15 protein-coding genes and 1 riboswitch are annotated in these 18,855 nt (G+C 44.0%); of the genes, 9 read left to right on the top strand and 6 right to left on the bottom strand.

Annotated elements, in window-relative coordinates; translation table 11 throughout:
- The first annotated feature begins 435 nt into the window (after window positions 1-435).
- From glgC to MSG34_RS07200, 3 genes are all read left to right on the top strand, one after another.
- Window positions 436-1,665, top strand: a complete 1,230-nt coding sequence (gene glgC / locus MSG34_RS07210; protein WP_080582251.1) for a glucose-1-phosphate adenylyltransferase — start codon at window positions 436-438, stop codon at window positions 1,663-1,665.
- Entirely contained in the window at window positions 1,655-3,109 is a 1,455-nt protein-coding gene (gene glgA / locus MSG34_RS07205; protein ID WP_248336859.1) for a glycogen synthase GlgA, read from the top strand. The genes glgC and glgA overlap by 11 nt, the downstream gene beginning before the upstream one ends.
- A gap of 285 nt (window positions 3,110-3,394) precedes the next feature.
- The gene (locus MSG34_RS07200; RefSeq protein WP_017062100.1) at window positions 3,395-4,192 is read left to right on the top strand and encodes an alpha/beta hydrolase; all 798 of its coding nucleotides are present in this window, start codon (window positions 3,395-3,397) and stop codon (window positions 4,190-4,192) included.
- Window positions 4,193-4,323: 131 nt separating this feature from the next.
- Here the strand turns inward: MSG34_RS07200 and MSG34_RS07195 are convergent, their stop codons facing one another.
- Window positions 4,324-4,641: a DUF2007 domain-containing protein gene (locus MSG34_RS07195; protein ID WP_017062099.1), complete on the bottom strand. Its 318-nt coding sequence runs from the start codon at window positions 4,639-4,641 to the stop codon at window positions 4,324-4,326.
- Between the two features lie 64 nt (window positions 4,642-4,705).
- Window positions 4,706-5,386: a TVP38/TMEM64 family protein gene (locus tag MSG34_RS07190; RefSeq protein WP_248336857.1), complete on the bottom strand. Its 681-nt coding sequence runs from the start codon at window positions 5,384-5,386 to the stop codon at window positions 4,706-4,708.
- A 379-nt stretch (window positions 5,387-5,765) separates the two neighbouring features.
- On the opposite strand from MSG34_RS07190, the gene MSG34_RS07185 reads away from it, so the two are divergent.
- Window positions 5,766-6,125: a DUF3316 domain-containing protein gene (locus MSG34_RS07185; RefSeq protein WP_017067843.1), complete on the top strand. Its 360-nt coding sequence runs from the start codon at window positions 5,766-5,768 to the stop codon at window positions 6,123-6,125.
- Window positions 6,126-6,222: 97 nt separating this feature from the next.
- On the opposite strand, the gene MSG34_RS07180 is transcribed toward MSG34_RS07185, so the two are convergent.
- The 3 genes from MSG34_RS07180 to torD all read right to left on the bottom strand — a co-directional run bounded on the left by MSG34_RS07180 (window position 6,223) and on the right by torD (window position 9,164).
- Complete coding sequence (locus tag MSG34_RS07180) at window positions 6,223-6,813, bottom strand: TfoX/Sxy family DNA transformation protein (protein WP_019820997.1); 591 nt, start codon at window positions 6,811-6,813, stop codon at window positions 6,223-6,225.
- Window positions 6,814-6,940: 127 nt separating this feature from the next.
- A riboswitch (cyclic di-GMP riboswitch) is annotated at window positions 6,941-7,026 on the bottom strand.
- A gap of 170 nt (window positions 7,027-7,196) precedes the next feature.
- Entirely contained in the window at window positions 7,197-8,201 is a 1,005-nt protein-coding gene (gene purR / locus MSG34_RS07175; protein ID WP_017062096.1) for an HTH-type transcriptional repressor PurR, read from the bottom strand.
- 315 nt (window positions 8,202-8,516) lie between these two features.
- A complete protein-coding gene (gene torD / locus MSG34_RS07170) occupies window positions 8,517-9,164 on the bottom strand; it encodes a molecular chaperone TorD (protein ID WP_019820999.1) in 648 nt (215 codons plus the stop codon).
- A gap of 285 nt (window positions 9,165-9,449) precedes the next feature.
- On the opposite strand from torD, the gene torR reads away from it, so the two are divergent.
- Window positions 9,450-10,163, top strand: coding sequence for a two-component system response regulator TorR (gene torR, locus MSG34_RS07165; RefSeq protein ID WP_017067841.1), 714 nt, complete (start codon window positions 9,450-9,452; stop codon window positions 10,161-10,163).
- Between the two features lie 115 nt (window positions 10,164-10,278).
- Here the strand turns inward: torR and elyC are convergent, their stop codons facing one another.
- Window positions 10,279-11,130 carry an envelope biogenesis factor ElyC gene (elyC, locus tag MSG34_RS07160; protein WP_048659667.1) on the bottom strand — a complete coding sequence of 284 codons (852 nt, stop codon included), beginning with the start codon at window positions 11,128-11,130 and terminating at the stop codon, window positions 10,279-10,281.
- A 115-nt stretch (window positions 11,131-11,245) separates the two neighbouring features.
- Between elyC and cmoM the strand changes: the two genes are divergently transcribed.
- The 4 genes from cmoM to mukB all read left to right on the top strand — a co-directional run bounded on the left by cmoM (window position 11,246) and on the right by mukB (window position 18,738).
- A complete protein-coding gene (cmoM, locus tag MSG34_RS07155; protein WP_017063509.1) occupies window positions 11,246-12,031 on the top strand; it encodes a tRNA uridine 5-oxyacetic acid(34) methyltransferase CmoM in 786 nt (261 codons plus the stop codon).
- 125 nt (window positions 12,032-12,156) lie between these two features.
- Window positions 12,157-13,494, top strand: a complete 1,338-nt coding sequence (gene mukF / locus MSG34_RS07150) for a chromosome partition protein MukF (RefSeq protein WP_102432933.1) — start codon at window positions 12,157-12,159, stop codon at window positions 13,492-13,494.
- Entirely contained in the window at window positions 13,475-14,281 is an 807-nt protein-coding gene (mukE, locus tag MSG34_RS07145) for a chromosome partition protein MukE (RefSeq protein WP_048664682.1), read from the top strand. The genes mukF and mukE overlap by 20 nt, the downstream gene beginning before the upstream one ends.
- The gene (gene mukB / locus MSG34_RS07140) at window positions 14,278-18,738 is read left to right on the top strand and encodes a chromosome partition protein MukB (protein ID WP_248336855.1); all 4,461 of its coding nucleotides are present in this window, start codon (window positions 14,278-14,280) and stop codon (window positions 18,736-18,738) included. Before mukE ends, mukB begins: the two co-directional genes overlap by 4 nt.
- Window positions 18,739-18,855 lie beyond the last annotated feature (117 nt).

Below are 18,855 nucleotides of genomic sequence, written 5' to 3'. Positions count from 1 at the left end.
GTCTGCGAGAATTTATTAAATTCACATCGTAAAATAAATGACGGCAATTAATCAGATCTTCTTATGCAACTTTAACGAGAATGTAACTTAATTAAAATATTGTAACTCACAGATCAGCGTTTAGTTGTATACCTGATGTGTGTCGGGTGTTAATGTAATGTTTCGTCTGGACGGTGTAGTGTGAGCTGCTTTAAGTCTTAGGAAAGCAATCAGCTTACGTACCACAGAATGGCGTATTAAAAATTGAATTCGGCCGAAAAGTCGATAACGTATATAAAACCAAGTGCAAAGAATAGTGCACACATAACAACGTTTGGCTTAGGATATTGTCACTATATGTGAATGGATATTCGCTAAATACCGAAATAAGTGTTGGTGCTCATCCCCCAGAGGAAGATACCTCTACGAGTACTAACATCGACAAGCTATAGATATATGGAGAATAAAATGGCTGGTGTATTGGGAATGATTCTTGCTGGTGGTGAAGGCTCTCGCTTAAGACCTTTAACTGAATCTCGCAGCAAACCCTCGGTTCCTTTCGGTGGTAGTTACCGCTTAATTGATTTCGCTTTGAACAACTTCGTTAATGCTGATCTAATGAAGATCTACGTATTAACACAATTTAAGTCACAGTCACTGTTCCACCATATGAAAAAAGGCTGGAATATCAGTGGCATAACAGACCGTTTTATCGACCCAATTCCTGCGCAAATGCGTAAAGGAAAGCGTTGGTATGAAGGCACAGCAGATGCTATCTACCAAAACATGGGCTTTATGGAGTTGGAAGAACCTGATCAAGTATGTATTTTTGGTTCAGACCATATCTATAAGATGGACATCAAACAGATGCTTGATTTCCATAAAGAGAAGAAAGCGGCTCTAACAGTATCAGCATTGCGCATGCCGCTTGCTGAAGCATCAGAATTCGGTGTTATTGAGGTTGATGCTGACGGCCGTATGATTGGCTTTGAAGAGAAACCTGCAAATCCGAAGTCGATCCCGGGCGATCCAGAATCAGCGCTTGTTTCAATGGGCAACTACGTGTTCGAAGCGAAAGAGCTTTTTGCTGAACTAACGGAAGATGCTGATAGAGAAGGTTCGACACACGATTTCGGCAAAGACATTATTCCAAATATGTTCCCACGTGGTGATGTGTTTGTTTATGATTTCAGCACCAACCGTATTACTGGTGAGAAAGAAGAAGTTTACTGGCGCGATGTAGGTACGATTGACGCGTACTGGCAAGCGCACATGGACCTTCTTAAGAAAGATGCGCCATTCTCGCTATACAACCGTAAATGGCCTCTACACACTTATTACCCGCCACTACCACCAGCTACGTTTACTGATTCGGCAAATGGTCGAATTCAGATCATTGATAGCCTTGTGTGTAGCGGTAGTTATGTACGTGGTTCGCGTATTGAAAAAAGTGTATTGGGCTTCCGCAGCAATATCGCATCAGCGTGTGATATCAGCGAAAGTATCTTACTCGGTGACGTAAAAGTGGGTGAAGGTTGTATCTTGCGCCGTGTTATCATTGATAAAGATGCAGACATCGCACCGGGTACACAAATTGGTGTGAATCTGACAGAAGACAAAAAGCATTACCACGTATCTGACGATGGTGTTGTAGTGATTTCTAAAGGAGCACGAGTTGGTTACTAAGACTCTCTCGGTACTTTTTGTAGCGTCTGAAGTTGAAGGCTTGATTAAAAGTGGTGGCTTGGCTGATGTAGCCAAGGCACTGCCGAAAGCGTTGCAAACACTCGAACAGGACGTTCGAGTGACTATCCCCGCATATAGAAACATTCCAAACATTGATACAGCAGAAGTTATTTTATCGACTGAACTCGATCATTGGCCTCATACGGCTTATCAAGTTAAAAAACTGAGTGTAGAAGGCGTTCCAGTTTTTGGTATTGAATGTGCCAAATATTTCGACCGCCCGGAAATGTATGCAGAAAACAATCAAGCTTATGCTGATAACGGAGAGCGCTTCTCGTTCTTTAGTGCAGCCTGTCTTGATATGCTTCCTAAGCTTGGTTTTCAACCGGATATCATTCATGCAAATGACTGGCATACTGGTTTCGTTCCTTTCTTGCTTAAATCGCGTTATCAACAACACGATTTCTTTGAAAATACGCGCAGTGTTATCTCGATTCACAATGCGGTTTTCAAAGGTGTGTTCGCATACGATGAACTTCAATTCCTGCCAGAGATGCACAGTTACCATGTACCTGAAGCTTCAGTGAGTGACACTCATGTCACTATGCTAAGAGCTGGCGTGATGTGTGCGGATAAAGTGAACGCAGTAAGTCCTACCTATGCAGAAGAGTTGAAAACGGAATTAGGTAGCCACGGTATGGCTGCAGAATTCCAACACAGATCAGCTGATCTGATCGGCATTTTAAATGGGTGTGATTACGGGGCTTGGAATCCGGAAACTGATGCTTTCCTACCTCGTAAATACAAAGCGACCAAACACAGCATGGCTCGCGGAAAATCAGCTTGTAAGCAAAAACTGCAACAAGACGTAGGTTTACCCGTTGCCGATTGCGCGGTTTATGGCATGGTTTGTCGCTTGACGAATCAAAAAGGTGTTCATTACTTACTGCCTATCATCGAACAGTTTTTGAAAAATGATCTTCAGATCGTGATTGTCGGTACTGGCGATCCGGTTTTGGCGAGTCAATTGAAAGAGCTATCAGCCCTTCACTCAGATAAGTTCTCGTTCGTGGAAGCGTACAATAATGAACTTGCGCACTTGGTTGAAGCGGGCTCTGATTTCTTCTTGATGCCTTCGGAATTTGAACCGTGTGGCTTAAACCAAATCTACAGCATGGCTTACGGTACTTTGCCGATTGTTCGTTCTGTGGGAGGTTTAAAAGACAGCGTGAATGATTACGATCAGGATCCTGAAGTCGCGACTGGGTTTGCTTTTGAAGAGCCAACACCGGAAGCGTTATTGGCTGTGTTACATCGTTCATTACTGCTTTACGCACAAAACCCATCTGAAATTAAGCGTGTTCAGCTTTATGCGATGCAGCAAGATTTTAGTTGGGAAGATGCGGCTAAAGAGTACCTAGCTATGTACCATTCAGCATTTTAACTTGTTGACTTAGCTTTAAAATTAGCTGGCGAGCGACAACCGCTCGTAATAAATGAAGGCGCTCTAATTGTAGAGTGCCTTTTTGTTTCCTGGTCAGAGCACATCACGTTTACGAAGACAAAGCTTGCAAACTCATTTTAGTCAGGTAGAAAAGGTGAGGTAGGTATTCACATGACTAATGATAGGTTTGACACTATTATCACTTAAAGTTCTTAATAGCGTGATATCCTTAGTCATCGCCTCGTGATGAGGCATAGCTCCATTCCAATAATTAAAGCGATAGGTATGTCTGAGAGTTTACTATTTCATAAAACATTTACTCACCCTACGAGCGATGAGTGGGTTGTATTTGTGCATGGCGCAGGAGGCAGTTCCTCCATCTGGTTCAAGCAGATCAAAGCGTATAAACAGCATTTCAACTTACTTCTCATTGATCTGAGAGGGCACGGTAAATCAGACAATATACTAAAAGGGCTGATTTCGAATCGTTATACGTTCAAATCGGTGACGCTTGATATTCTTAAAGTGTTAGACCATCTCAAAATCCGTTCTGCACATTTCGTTGGCATGTCTTTGGGCACGATTATTGTGCGTAACGTTGCAGAACTAGCAGCTGGCCGTGTACGTTCAATGGTACTAGGTGGTGCCGTGACTAAACTCAACACTCGCTCACAAGTGTTAATCAAGTTGGGTAATCTCAGTAAGCACATCATTCCTTACATGTGGTTATACAGCCTTTTTGCTTATGTTGTGATGCCACAAAAAAGCCAAAAAGAGTCTCGTCATCTTTTTATCCGCGAAGCTAAAAAGCTGTGTCAAAAAGAGTTTAAGCGCTGGTTTATCTTAACGGCTGATGTAAACCCCTTGATGAAATATTTTAAAGATAGAGAGCTACCAATACCGACTCTTTATTTGATGGGTGAACGTGACTACATGTTTATTAAGCCTGTAAAAGAAATGGTCGCAGCGCATGAGTCGAGCGAGCTAGTAGAAATCCCGAATTGTGGACACGTATGTAACGTGGAAAACCCTGAAGAGTTTAATCAGCGTTCGATTGCGTTTATTCAAAAACAAATTCAGTGATTTTCTAGGCGTGAAATCAAAGATGATGATTTAATCGAATTGAAATAAAAACGGGAAGCTAAATTTAGCTTCCCGTTTTTATTTGGAGGAGGTATCTGACCGAATCGTTCTATCAGATCACTGAAACCTTGCTATTCAGGTGAGGCAGCACCGCACTGCCAGCAAGAGCCGAATTGAGCTTCGTTGACTTCATGACACTCACCACAACGCCACTCTTCATAGATGATCGAATCTTGCTGCTTTTGGTAGTCATTTACGAGCATGCGAGCTTTACTGGCCAATTCTGGCTCATATAACCATACGTAAGGGTCAGTTTCTTCAGTGAATGGGATTTCCCCTTTCAATCCGAACAATCCCTCACCACGGACTTCACAGGCAATATTCTCGCTTTCTAACAATCCACAGATGATATGAGCTTCTGTTGGATTCGATGCACTGAAGATTTTCATTGAAATAGAACCTTATTCGGCTATCTGTGTTATTTAGCTATTATAAACTACTCTGCTATATACATTATTCAGCTACGGGCGCTGAGCGAAACTTACCCATTAACCATTTAGCCACTATTGGGAATATCCCCAATAACGCAAATGACAATAGTACTGAAGGGGAGATGATGCCCGAAAGTGAATCAATTTCTGCGAGCTGAGTACCAGCATTCAAGAAAACCGCCGTCCCCGGTAACATCCCGATTTGACTCGTAAGGTAGTAACGACTCACTGACATCGGTGTTAGACCCATCAATAGGTTGATAAGGAAAAATGGGAATACAGGAATCAGACGTAGAGAAAACAGGTAAAATGCGCCATCTTTTTCAACCCCCTTGTTAATCGTCGCCAATTTGTCACCAAACTTGGTTTGAATCCAGTCACGCAACAGGTAACGGCTACTTAAGAAGGCTAAGGTCGCACCGATCGCACTTGCGAAAGATACCAGCAGCAAGCTGTTCCAGAAGCCAAATAGCGCGGCCCCTAATAGGGTCACAACAGCGGCACCAGGAATGGAGAAAGCCGTAATCATGACATACGCGACAAAATAGATAGCGGCAGCCGCAATAAAGTTGCTGTCAATGTAGTCATTTAACACAGCTTGTTGGGCCTTAGCATTTTCAAGCGTTAAGTATTGGCCGAAATTGATGCCTAACAACACGATGGTCACGACCAACACAATACCCAATATCATTTTCTTACTCATTGATACTTCCTCTAAATTTTCAATGCATACCGATAGTATAGATAGACAGGCAAAACATAGATTAACTTTCACCAGTTAATAAAAAACTATTTATTCTAGACGATGGATTTGGGGTAAACAGCTAGCCTAATTGCTTAATCTTATCTTGCCGACAAGTATTGGCGAAATAGAGGTGGAAAAAGATTCGTTGATTAGAAGGTTGTGACTCTCTGCTAGCGACTTGTTTTGTATGCATTATTTTAATAGCGATAATTTGTACCACGTAAAAAGTAACAAAAATTTGAAAGAGTTTTGGTCTTGGCTCGTTCTATATACGTAACAATCGTGGCATGAAGATTGTTTTAGATAATTATTCAGGCAGACAACTAAGGAGCTAGCTATGAAATTATTATCAATGATTACGGTTATTGCTACAACGGGCCTATTCTCTTTCCAAGCCATGGGATCGGGCGTCTATCACCGTGCGGCTGTTGAGTCTAAAGTATTTAAAGGCGATGTAGTGGCGAGCCAATCACAGGCTTACGAATCTGGAAAAAAAATCTGGATGGATATAAACAGTAAGCGCTCATATGAATTGAGCAAAATCTTACCGCAAGCCTCTGAAAAAGTAGATGTACGCTCGTTTGAAATCAAAAACGGTACCATCAAAGTAAAAGAAATAATGGATTCCTCTGGAGAAATTAACTTCATTCCGATGGTTAAAGTGGATTACAAATACTATTACCGTCCATCTTTTTGATCACAGTGGTCCAGCTATACATAAGACTAGTCTTGTCGACATAAAAAAAGCCGCAGTAAATGCGGCTTAGTTATGTATATAGATTGCACTGACAATGTTAATTGACGCGATTGATAAGCTCTTCGCGACGCTGCTGCGGTATAACAGACCAATGTGTACCATTGATCGCGCCTTCTAGCGCCCAAAGTAGTTCAATACTGACAGAAGACGCATGCGATTCTTTGATGGCGTTAAATGCGTTTACAGAGCCAGATTCATATAAACGTTCTACAGAATCGATCCCTGCCTTTTTCAACATACGCTCGGTAGCGAGTCGAAGATTAGGCAGATCTTTGAGTCGGGTCGGCTTAGCAGAAGACTGCTCAGCTTTTTCTTCTTTAGCAAAACCTAGAGACGTGGTTGCAAGCTGCAAGATTTTCTCTTGGTCTTGCCAGAGGCCTTCAGGTAAAGCGAAATATTTAGTAACGACAGGGAAACCACGTTTTTTGTAGACGTACGGTTGAAACCCTTGTTGTTCGAATTGTTTCGTTGTGCCTTTGTCTGCGCGTATGTGCAACTGGTCATTTACAACCAGAGCAAACATAGTGTCATCAGCAAAAAGACCGAAGCCACCAAACATTGAGCGTGATTTTATTTTTCCTAGGGACTCAAATAACTTCATTGAGTCCTTTAGTATCGGTTTATCCATGTTATTTATCTCGGTGTATTTGAACTACGCCACCAAATAAGCAGGTCCGAGAGATTAGCAAAATGTTGCAATTAAATTGTCAATAAGCCGTAAATTACTAAATTATTAGTAGTTACTGCATTTTGCCATCGGTAACCCCGCTACCATACCAACGAGTGGTTTAGGCCGGAAGCTTTGCGTCTCACTCTTTCGAGTGGTTTGCCCTGTGCGTGACTGATTGAATAGAATAAAGTTTTTGTTGAATGAAGCTCACAGTTGATATTTCAAAGTGTGATATTGCTTCAATTAATGATCTTTCTATTGTGCATATGGGTTCATTATAGTTGCTGATAAAAAAAGCGCACCTAAAGGTGCGCTTGATGAAATTAAACTCGAATTATCAATTAATTTAACGTTTTAACTGTACTTCGTTCAACAATTTCAGGGTGCATTTCGAAGACGCGTTTTTCGTGGTCTTTGTCTTTGATGCGCTCTAATAGAATTTCGAATGCATTCTTACCAACACGACGTTTTGGTTGGTGAACGGTCGTTAGCGGCGGAGAGAAGTATTCAGCCAGTTCGATGTTGTCGTAACCGATCACTGAGATATCTTCTGGAATGCGAATGCCTTTTTCTTGCAGGCGGCTCATTAAGCCGAGTGCCATTGTGTCGTTAAAGCAGAATACCGCTGTTGGTCGATCTTCCATCTCAACGATTTGTTCTGCAGCAAGAACAGCCGTATCACACTCGAAGTTACCTTCGATGATCATATTTTCATCGGCAGAAATCTTTGCTTCGTTGAGTGCGCGCTTGTAACCGGCAATACGTTCAACACATGCTGCTTTGTCTAAGTGGCCACTTAAACATGCAATCTTAGAGTGACCGCGTTCAATAAGGTATTTGGTCGCTAGGTAGCCACCTTCTTCAGAGTTATCGATGATCTTATCAGCCTGAGAGCTCTCAGGGCCCCAGTCCATGATAACTTTAGGAATGTCAGCGTGACGGTCTAACATCTCTCTTAGTTCTTCAGTTAGGTCAGAACACATAACTAAGATGCCATCTACACGTTTCTCTGCAAGCATTCGAATGTAGTCACGTTGCTTCTCATAGATACCGCCCGTATTACACAGGATCAAAGTGTAACCTTGACGGTAGCAGTAGCTCTCAACACCATCGATAACTTCAGAGAAGAATAGGTTAGTTGATTGAGTCACTAGCATGCCGATGGTGCGTGTTGTATTACACTTCAAACTACGAGCAACAGCACTTGGTGCATAGTTCAGTTCATCTACGGCTTTGTTCACTTTTTCTTGAGTTGCTTCTGCAACAAAGCGAGTTTTATTGATTACGTGAGAAACGGTTGTTGTTGATACGCCGGCTAAGCGAGCGACATCTTTTATAGTGGCCATGGTTTTATCCTATTAGAAGCTACTTTCCCAAAGTACGGAATAAAGTAGCCGTTAAGCTACCTAACTAAGAGCTTAAATTTGTAGGGCTCTTTGGGTACTAAAGTGCTAAAAAACAAAAAACCGCTATTGAGCGGCTTGTCTTAACACCGAAATGCTCTGAACTTTAATAAGCATAGCATTTCGTGAATGTTTCATATTTTATCGTTTGCGGTCACAATTTTAGACTGACTAGAAATTACTCGCAATAAAATTCACCCAGAAATCCGGGTGAATTGTCACATTCTACTGAATTTATTTACCTAGTCATCCAATAAGCTATTCACCAGCTAAATATTGAGTGTCTAATTGACAGAATGCGAGTAGCAAAGATGAGACACTAGCGTAGAAACCGAATTCATCAACGTCATGACATTTCACGTTGAACTTTGGTACCCAAGTCAGCAGTTGTTGTTCGATAAACTGCTGTTGAACGGCAAATGAATTCTCTAGCTCTTCTTCAATATCCGTTTCGTTTGAACGAATGATCAAGTTACCAAGGAAATCGAGTTCAATAGCAATGTGGTCTGCTGGCTCTTTTAGATCTTGGTTCACAACTAAGTTGTGCTTAGCCATGATCTCTTCCATATCTTTTGCTGGCTTATCATTCAAAAGGCCAGTTTCGCCGATATACATAGAAGCGTAAGGAAGAGCACCGTGTTTATCTGTCTTTAAGAAAAGATCGCAAAAGTCTGCAGACAGTTCTAGCTGAGCATCTTCGCGTGTTTGTAGGCGGTTCAGCGCATCCACTAACTTATCAATCGCTGGCTTTAGTGTTTCATTTTCGCCTAAACCAGTTAGGAAAGAACGAATTTCAACAGAGTGGTAGTGATCGAGTTCTTCTTGAGTGAGCTCTTTGGCGAATAAGCTTGATAGCCACCAGTATATTTCTGCTCTTTGCTCGTTGAACGCTTTCGTATCTTTCATTTCTTAGATCCTGATTTAGTCTTGTGATGTTGCTTGTATGCATCTTGTAGTCACTTGGGCATAAGCACACCAAGGCTGAATAACAAGGTTATTTGCGAAACGCAAAGTTACTCGTTAGTAGTAATGCCTATATTGAATTGCGATGGACGATAAATAGCAAGGTTTAAGATTGTCTTGTATCAAAAAAAATCCATGTTTCTGGCTTTTATCTTCTGTACCACTAGAATTGTTACTAGTTATGAATAGAATAGTCACTGAAACTATTAAATAAGAAAAGTGGTGTAGATGAGCTATCACGTATTAGTCGTAGAAGATGATGTGGTAACCCGCAGTAAACTGGTTGGATACTTCCAGAACGAGGGTTACACAGTGAGCGAAGCAGAAAGCGGCGCTCAAATGAGAAACGTGTTAGAAGAAAACAACGTTGACCTCATTATGCTGGACATCAACTTACCAGGCGAAGATGGATTGATGCTAACTCGCGAATTACGCAGTCAATCAGACATTGGAATTATTTTAGTTACTGGACGCACGGATAGCATCGACAAAATCGTTGGCCTTGAAATGGGCGCTGACGATTACGTTACTAAACCCTTCGAACTTCGCGAGTTATTAGTTCGAGTTAAAAACCTACTTTGGCGTATTTCTGCCGCTCGTAAAACAGCAGCGGGCGCAGTAGAAGAGACATCAGATGAGTCTGTGGTTCGTTTTGGTGAGTGGACATTTGATATCCCTCGTCGCGCGTTAAGCAAAAACGGCGAACCGGTGAAACTGACCAAAGCAGAATACGAACTGCTAGTGGCTTTGTCTTCTTACCCTAACCAAGTATTAAGCCGCGAACGTATTCTGAATATGATCAGCCACCGAGTGGATGCACCGAATGACCGTACGATCGACGTACTGATTCGTCGCATGCGTGCAAAAATGGAATTCGACCCTAAGAACCCACAAATCTTTGTGACGGTTCACGGTGAAGGTTACATGTTCGCTGGTGACTAATGTTCTTCGTGAACTTCTAGTCAGCAACGATATATGAACGAAAAAGCCGAGACATCATTGATGTCTCGGCTTTTTTTACTTAATTGTACCGTCCTAAATGTTTTATGCGGTTTGATTATTGAGGCTGCGCTGCAGAAACGTCACCGCCATCAACTAGGCTGGACGCCTCTGGAACAACAATAGGATCTTGAATAGGGTCATTGCTTGTATCTAGCCAATCACGCAGGCTTTGCCAAACCAATCCCATGGTTTCGTGCCAGTAACGCTCAGTCTGCTCAAGGTAAAGAGCTTTTGGCATGTACTTGTTCCAAGGCTCAACAATACCTTCTTGTGCAAGGTAGTTAGTTGGTGCCGGCAGTGGTTTCATTCCAGCAGCATTGAATTCGTTCAGTGCGCGAGTCATATGGCTCGCTGAAGTCACCAACACCATTCTTTTATTCTTAACGAACGCAGCGGCTTGGCGGGCTTCTTCCCAGGTGTCTTTTGCTGTTTCAAGCAGAATGATGTCGGGCTTTGCTACGCCAAGTGCTAATGCAACTTTAGCCATCATTCTTGCGTTACTTACTTCAGTGCCTGCGCCATAGCCAGACAAAATGAGTTTTGCACCAGGGTAAAGACGTAGAATACGAATCCCTTCACTTAAACGCATCAGGCCGGTGCGGCTAAGTTCTGATGTCGGTGGAATTTGGTCGTCTACGACGTGACCACTTCCGAGAACCATCACGTAATCGACGGTTTCATCGACAGGTAAAAATGCGGTGTGTTGCCTTTCCATTGGCATTAAAAGTTGACTAGAAACTGGTTGGAAAGCGATTAGGAAAATACCACATAGGGCTGAGAGGGTGATTAGGCAACCAGTCTTCCTTTTGGTAGTAAACATCACTAGGGCTAAACCCAGAAAAGCGAGAATTAACATTGCTGGCAGTGGCATCAATAGCGAAGACACTACTTTTTTCAGCTCAAACATATCCGAATAGTCCGAAAAAACATCACTTAGTAGTAAAAAGAGACATCGCCTCTTTATTCCTGAAATTCCTGTGACAGAATAGCAGGCACGATAGGACATAATAACTCAAGTAGCCGTGACTGAAGACCGTAATTTCGACGATATTGCCCACAAATTTGCAAAAAATATTTACGGCTCTGACAAAGGAGAGATCCGTCAGATCATCGTATGGGAAGATTTAGAACAAGCTTTGAGCAAATTTGAGCAATCAGCTTCGCCGCTGCATGTGCTTGATGCTGGAGGCGGACTTGCACAGATGTCGCAAAAAATTGCGTCGCTTGGGCATAACGTTTCTCTGTGTGATCTCTCTTCTGAAATGCTGAAGCTCGCAGAAGAAAGTATCAGCGAAGCGGGTTTGCTAGAGCAATATCGATTTATTCATTCACCGGTACAAAAAGTCGCAGAACATCTCGATGAGAAAGTCGATTTTGTGATGTTTCATGCCGTAATGGAATGGTTAGCCGATCCTAAAGAGGCGCTTGATTTATTGCTTGAACAAGTTAAACCGGGTGGTGTTGCCTCGATAATGTTTTACAACCACCACGGATTAGTCCTGAAAAATGTGATTTGTGGCAACATTCCTCATGTATTGAATGGGATGCCACATCGAAAACGGTTTAAGCTGCAACCACAAAAAGGCTTGAAGCCGGAAGAGGTTTATCAATGGATAGAAGACGCTGGTCTAGAAATCTGTGGTAAATCAGGCATTCGCTCTTTCAGTGACTACATAGGTAATATGGAGTACATGGGCGATTACCAATTTGAAGATGTATTGGAACTGGAAAAACAGCTATGTCGCCAAGAGCCATATCTGTCACTAGGCCGTTATATTCACGTTTGGGCTCAAAAACCTGCGCAATAACAGCGGTGAATGTGGTAAAAGAAGCCACAACATGCGCTATGCAATCGTAAGAAGCCCGCGTCATAAAGAAATAGGCGTCATATCTAATACATTCGATATGACGAAGAACAGTAACAGGAACCACAATGAGTGAAATGACTCAAACTGCCGAAGAGCAGCCAATTGATGAGTTGGTGGGCTGGGTCAAGCAGCATGATTTTTCATTAAACTTGCCACCAGAGCGCTTAGCATTTTTGATTGCTATCGCAGTACTAAGCAATGAAAGGTTCGATGAAGAGTTGGGCGAGGGTGAACTGCACGATGCATTTACCATCGTCACTCGACTGTTTGAAGATACTGGCGAAGCGTCCGCGTTTCGTGCCAACAATGCCATCAACGAGTTAGTTAAACAGAAGTTGATTAGCCGCTTTACCAGCGAAATCACTGATGGTGCGAGTATTTATCGCTTATCACCATTGGCGATTGGTATTTCAGATTATTATTTACGCCACCGTCAGTTCTCTAAGTTGAAACTGTCTATCCAGCTTTCTATGGTTGCGGACGAGATGGCAAAAGCCATTGAAGCAGCACAAAAAGGCGGAACGCCAGGACATTGGAGAAAGAATGTTTACGGCGTGCTTAAGTATTCTGTTGGTGAAATTTTCGATCAGATTGATCTTAACCAACGTGTTATGGATGAGCAGCAGCAAACCGTTAAACAGCAAATTGCCGACCTTTTAAACAAGGATTGGCGAGAGGCGATTAACAACTGTGAAACCTTGCTTTCAGAAACCTCTTCCACGCTGAAAGAATTGCAAGACACCTTGCAAGCGGCGGGTGATGAACTGCAAACACAGATCCTCGATATTCAAGAAATTGTTTACGGTGACGATGAACTCGAGTTCGTTGGCGAAACCCTGTTCGGCTTGCAGATGAAGCTAGACCGAATCACCAGTTGGGGCCAACAAGCCATCGATTTATGGATCGGCTACGACCGCCATGTTCACAAGTTCATCCGTACCGCGATTGATATGGATAAAAACCGCGCCTTTAGCCAGCGCTTGCGTCAGTCGGTTACCGACTACTTTGATGCGCCTTGGCTTTTGACCTACGCCGATGCTGAGAAGCTGACGGATCTTCGTGATGAAGCGCTCGTGCTTCGTGATGACGAAGTGATGGGACAAGCACCAATCGACGTTGAGTACGAAGAATTTGAGCAAGTGAATGACCTGCTTTCAGATCGAATTGCAGAGATGTTAAAAGCTCACAAACAGCAAGGCGCGCCAATTGATCTTGGCCTTGTGCTACGCGATTACCTCGCTGAACACCCTCGCACACACCATTTTGATTTAGCCAGAATTGTTGTCGACCAAGCCGTGCGCTTAGGTTACTCAGAATCTGACTATCAGGCTATTCAGCCAGATTGGCAGGCAATCAACGATTTCGGTGCAAAGGTACAAGCAAATGTCATTAACAAGTACTGATGATTACATGCCAGAGAAACTGGTAAAAGCGATAGCGAACCCATTGTTCCCTGCGCTAGACAGCATGCTGCGTTCAGGTAAGCATATTTCAACAGAAGACTTAGATAACCACGCGTTACTGTCTGATTTTGAAGTTGAGCTTCAGCATTTCTATCAACGCTACAATACGGAACTGGTGAAAGCGCCAGAAGGCTTTTTTTACCTGCGTCCGCGTTCTACGTCGCTAATCGGTCGTAGTGTTTTGTCTGAGCTAGACATGCTTGTTGGTAAGGTACTGTGTTTCTTGTACCTAAGTCCAGAGCGTCTAGCACACGAAGGTATCTTTACTAACCAAGAGCTGTTTGATGAGTTGATGTCGTTAGCGGATGAGAAAAAACTCATGAAGCTTGCGACAAACCGTGCGTCGGGTTCTGATTTAGACAAAGAAAAGCTGTTTGAAAAAGTGCGTACTTCTCTACGTCGCTTACGTCGTATCGGCATGTTGATTGCGATTGGCGAGACGGGCAAGTTCCGTATCAGCGAAGCAGTATTCCGTTTTGGTGCTGACGTACGTGTTGGCGATGATATGAAAGAAGCTCAACTGCGTCTTATCCGTGATGGTGAAGCTGTGGTGCATACTCAAGAGCCTAACCAAGGCAGCTTGTTGAATGAAGAACAAGCGGAAGCCGTATCAGAAGTAGATGCAGGCGTAGACGAAAACGGTCAACAAGACATTTTTAACGATCAAGCTGACTTTGACCTTGAGTCAAACGACGGCGAACCAACAAAAGTAGAAGGTGAAGCATGATTGAAAGAGGTAAGTATCAATCATTAACCATGGTCAACTGGAACGGCTTCTTTGCGCGTACTTTTGATATTGATGGATTGGTTACAACGCTTTCTGGCGGTAACGGTGCAGGTAAGTCGACCACTATGGCGGCATTCATCACAGCGCTGATTCCTGACCAAAGCCTTCTGCATTTCCGTAACACAACGGAAGCGGGTAGCTCGCAGTCATCTCGTGACAAAGGTCTATACGGTAAGCTTCAACCTGGCGCATGTTACGCTGCGCTGGATGTGGTGAACTCTCGTAACCAACGCCTACTGTTTGCAGTAAAACTGCAGCAAGTTGCGGGTCGTGACAAGAAAGTAGACATCAAACCGTTCGTAATCCAAGGCCTGCCAAGCCATGTGAAACCAACGGATGTGTTGATTCAGAACGTTTCCGACAGCCATGCTCGCGTATGTCAGTTGAACGACGTAAAAGCCGCGGTAGCACAGTACGAAGGCGCGCACTTCAAAGCCTTCTCTTCGATTGTTGATTACCACTCGCAAATGTTTGAATACGGTGTGGTACCGAAGAAACTGCGTAACAGCAGCGACCGTTCTAAGTTCTACCGTTTGATCGAAGCATCGCTTTACGGCGGTATTTCTAGTGCGATTACGCGTTCTCTGCGTGATTATCTCCTACCGCAAAACGGTGGTGTGAAGAAAGCATTCCAAGACATGGAATCAGCACTACGCGAAAACCGTATGACGTTAGAAGCGATCAAAACGACTCAGTCGGACCGTGACCTGTTCAAACACTTGATCACTGAATCTACGAACTACGTGGCAGCAGATTACATGCGCCATGCCAACGATCGTCGTAACAAGCTTGATCAAACCATGAAGTTTCGTGGTGAACTGTTTGGTTCGCGTGAAACCTTGCATGATCAAAATAACTTGTTGAACCGTGTTCAAGAAGAATTAGAGCTGTTGGTCGATCAAGAGTCGGCACTAGAGCAAGATTATCAAGCGGCTTCGGATCATCTTCAATTGGTTCAAACTGCACTTCGCCAGCAAGAGAAAATTGCACGCTACAGTGAAGATCTAGAAGAGCTTAATGAGCGTCTAGAAGAGCAGATGATGGTGGTTGAAGAAGCTCAAGAGCGAGTACTTCTTGCTGAAGAGCAGGCAACCATTACCGAAGAAGAAGTGGATAGCCTGAAAACTCAGCTTGCTGATTACCAACAAGCGTTAGACGTTCAGCAAACTCGTGCGCTGCAATACCAGCAAGCCGTTCAAGCATTAGAGAAAACCAGACAGTTACTTGGTGATGAGTCTATTACGGCAGAAAGTGCATTAACTCTTGTTTCTGAGCTAAAAGCACAAGAAGAATCAAGCACTCAAACGCTACTGTCTACTAAGCATAAACTAGACATGTCTTCTGCAGCTTCTGCACAGTTCGACAAAGCACTGTCTTTAGTTAAAAGCATCGTTGGTGACGTTGAGCGTAAAGAAGCGTCTAGCAGCGCTAAGCAAGCTCTAGAAAAAGGCCGTAACGCAAAACACGTTGTTGAGAACGAACAGCAATGGCGTGCTCAGCACCGCGACATGGCTCGTGATGTGGCTCAGCAGCGTCAAGCAAAAGAGCTTGCGACTGAATACCAAAAACAGCACAACATCTCACTGACTGATGAAGCGGTTTTCGATGAAGAACGTGAACGTCACGCTATGCAGATCGAGTCCCTTGAGTTCGCTCAAGAAGAACTGCGTGAAGCGAAGAGTGAGCAACGTCGTGTACAACAAAACCACGACCAAGAGATTCAAAAACTTGAGTCAATTGCTCCTGCGTGGATCACGGCAAATGATGCACTTGAAGCTTTAAGAGATCAAACAGACGCTGAGCTAGAAGATAGCCAAGCGGTAATGACTCAAATGCAGCAAGTACTTGAAGACGAGAAATCTCAAGCGGTAGCAAAAGATCAGTTGGCAACGCGCCGAGCTGAACTTGAGCAAGAGATTGAGCGTTTAGCTTCGCCAGGTGGTTCTAACGATCCTCGCCTGAAAGGCCTGGCGGATACGCTTGGTGGCGTACTGCTTTCTGAGATCTACGATGACATCACGATCGGTGATGCGCCGTACTTTAGTGCGATGTACGGCCCAGCTCGTCACGCGATTGTGGTTTCGGATCTTGATGGTATTAAAGAGAAGCTGGTGGATCTTGATGATTGTCCAGAAGACCTTTACATCCTAGAAGGCGATGTAGACGCGTTTGATGACAGCTCGTTTAATGCCGATGAGCTTGAAGGCGCGGTATGTGTTCAGCTGAACGATCGCCAAATGCGTTACTCTCGTTTTCCTGAGATCCCACTGTTTGGCCGTGCGGCTCGTGAACAGCGCCTAGAGAAATTGCGCGAAGAGCGTGATGTTGTCGTTGAGAACCACGCGAAAGCAGCGTTTGACTCTCAAAAACTGAATCGCTTATACCAAGCATTCAACAGCTTTGTTGCGAAGCACCTACACGTTGCGTTTAACGCAGACCCAGAACAAGCACTTACTGCGATTCGTGATAAGCGCAATCAAATTGTTCGTTCTCTGGCTGAGCTTAACTCTAAAGAGCAGCAGCAACGTAGCCAGCTTCTACAAAGCAAGCAGGCACTCGGTGCGCTAGATAAATTAGCACCAATGGTTCGTATTTTAGAAGACGAAACATTGGCTGAGCGTTTAGCTGAATTAGAAGCGCAACTAGAGCGTTTAAGTGAAGCTAAGTCTTACTTGAATACTCACGGCAAAGCGCTTACTTCTCTAGAGCAAATTGTATCTGCACTAGACGCTGACCCAGAGCAGTTCGAAGCTTTGGAAGCCGAATATCGTCAAGCTGATAACGCGCTACAAACGCTAAAAGGCAAAGTGTTCGCGCTGTCTGATTTGATTGAGCGTCGTCACTACTTTGCTTACGCGGACTCTGTTGATTTGCTTAACAAGAGCAGTGAGCTGAGCGAGCAATTAAAAGCGAAATTGGTTCAAGCTGAACAAGCAAGAACCAAAGGCCGCGATGGCTTGAAGCAAGCTCGCGAACAGATGAACCAATACAACCAAGTATTGGCGGCACTGAAGAGCTCACATCAAGCGAAGCAAGAAACGGTTCAAGAGTTCAAACAAGAGCTACAAGAGTTTGGCGTAAACGCTGATGAAGGCGCTGAAGAGCGTGCTGTACGTCGTCGTGACGAGCTTCAAGAGCGTCTGCACACATCTCGCAGCCGTAAGAGTGAATACGAGCGTACGATTACGTCAACAGAACTTGAGATGAAAGCCCTAGCTAAGCGTCTTAAGAAAGTTCAGAAAGAGTACACAGAACTTCGTACCTTCGTTGTTGCAGCAAAAGCTGGCTGGTGCTCAGTACTTCGCTTAGCTCGTGAAAATGATGTTGAACGTCGTTTGCACAAGCGTGAACTGGCTTACCTAACGGCGGGCGAGCTTCGCTCTATGTCGGATAAATCACTGGGTGCGCTACGTCTGGCTGTGGCTGACAATGACGACCTACGTGACTCGCTGCGTCTATCGGAAGACAACGCACATCCAGAGCGTAAGGTTCTGTTCTACATTGCGGTTTACCAACACCTTCGCGAGCGTATTCGCCAAGACATCATTCATACGGATGATCCGGTTGAAGCAATCGAAGAGATGGAAGTTGAGCTAGCTCGACTAACAGAAGAATTGACTCAACGTGAAAACCGCTTGGCGATCAGCTCTGAGTCGGTAGCAAGCATCATCAAGAAAACGATTCAGCGCGAGCAGAACCGTATTCGAATGCTGAACCAAGGTCTGTCTAACATCTACTTTGGTCAGGTTAAGGGCGTACGTCTGAACGTTAAGATTCGTGAAAGTCACGAGATCTTGCTATCAGGTCTAGCGACTCAGCAAGAACAGCACAAAGACTTGTTTGAATCAACGCGCTTTACCTTCTCAGAAGCGATGGCGAAGTTGTTCCAACGTGTGAACCCGCATATCGACATGGGTCAACGTTCTCCGCAAGTTCTGGGTGAAGAGCTACTTGATTACCGTAACTACCTAGAGCTAAGTGTTGAAGTTAACCGTGGTTCTGATGGTTGGTTACAAGCGGAATCGGGCGCACTGTCTACGGGTGAAGCGATCGGTACTGGTCAGTCTATCCTACTGATGGTTGTTCAAAGCTGGGAAGAAGAGTCTCGTCGACTTCGCAGTAAGGACATCGTTCCATGTCGTTTGTTGTTCCTTGATGAAGCAGCTCGTCTGGATGCGAAATCCATCTCTACCTTGTTCGAACTGTGTGACCGTTTAGGTATGCAACTTCTGATTGCAGCACCGGAGAACATCAGCCCAGAGAAAGGCACAACCTACAAACTGGTTCGTAAAGTCTTTAAAGATCACGAACACGTGCATGTTGTTGGCCTGCGAGGTTTTGCTCAAAACAAACCGGCATCTCCAGTTCAAGAGCTTATCGAAGAAACTGAGCAATAACCTTGATAGCCGAGTTATAACCTTGATAGCGCAACTATAAGCTCGAAAGCGACTCAATGATATTTGTTCAAAGCCCCTAATCAATAGGGGCTTTTTTATATCTTGAATCTAATTCCT

The sequence above is a fragment of the Vibrio sp. 1CM2L genome (genome assembly GCF_023161695.1).
Classification (GTDB): domain Bacteria; phylum Pseudomonadota; class Gammaproteobacteria; order Enterobacterales; family Vibrionaceae; genus Vibrio; species Vibrio coralliirubri.
The sequence above is the reverse complement of the archived record's forward strand: the minus strand, read 5'-3'. Positions and strand labels throughout refer to the sequence as shown.

Bases quoted from the DNA above. Each gene is read 5' to 3' on its own strand.
- purR (WP_017062096.1), bottom strand. From the start codon at position 8,201: ATGGCCACTATAAAAGATGTCGCTCGCTTAGCCGGCGTATCAACAACA.
- mukE (WP_048664682.1), top strand. From the start codon at position 13,475: ATGTCATTAACAAGTACTGATGATTACATGCCAGAGAAACTGGTAAAA.
- torD (WP_019820999.1), bottom strand. From the start codon at position 9,164: ATGAAAGATACGAAAGCGTTCAACGAGCAAAGAGCAGAAATATACTGG.
- MSG34_RS07195 (WP_017062099.1), bottom strand. From the start codon at position 4,641: ATGAAAATCTTCAGTGCATCGAATCCAACAGAAGCTCATATCATCTGT.
- torR (WP_017067841.1), top strand. From the start codon at position 9,450: ATGAGCTATCACGTATTAGTCGTAGAAGATGATGTGGTAACCCGCAGT.
- mukF (WP_102432933.1), top strand. From the start codon at position 12,157: ATGAGTGAAATGACTCAAACTGCCGAAGAGCAGCCAATTGATGAGTTG.
- MSG34_RS07185 (WP_017067843.1), top strand. From the start codon at position 5,766: ATGAAATTATTATCAATGATTACGGTTATTGCTACAACGGGCCTATTC.
- elyC (WP_048659667.1), bottom strand. From the start codon at position 11,130: ATGTTTGAGCTGAAAAAAGTAGTGTCTTCGCTATTGATGCCACTGCCA.
- MSG34_RS07200 (WP_017062100.1), top strand. From the start codon at position 3,395: ATGTCTGAGAGTTTACTATTTCATAAAACATTTACTCACCCTACGAGC.
- glgC (WP_080582251.1), top strand. From the start codon at position 436: ATGGAGAATAAAATGGCTGGTGTATTGGGAATGATTCTTGCTGGTGGT.
- mukB (WP_248336855.1), top strand. From the start codon at position 14,278: ATGATTGAAAGAGGTAAGTATCAATCATTAACCATGGTCAACTGGAAC.
- MSG34_RS07190 (WP_248336857.1), bottom strand. From the start codon at position 5,386: ATGAGTAAGAAAATGATATTGGGTATTGTGTTGGTCGTGACCATCGTG.
- MSG34_RS07180 (WP_019820997.1), bottom strand. From the start codon at position 6,813: ATGGATAAACCGATACTAAAGGACTCAATGAAGTTATTTGAGTCCCTA.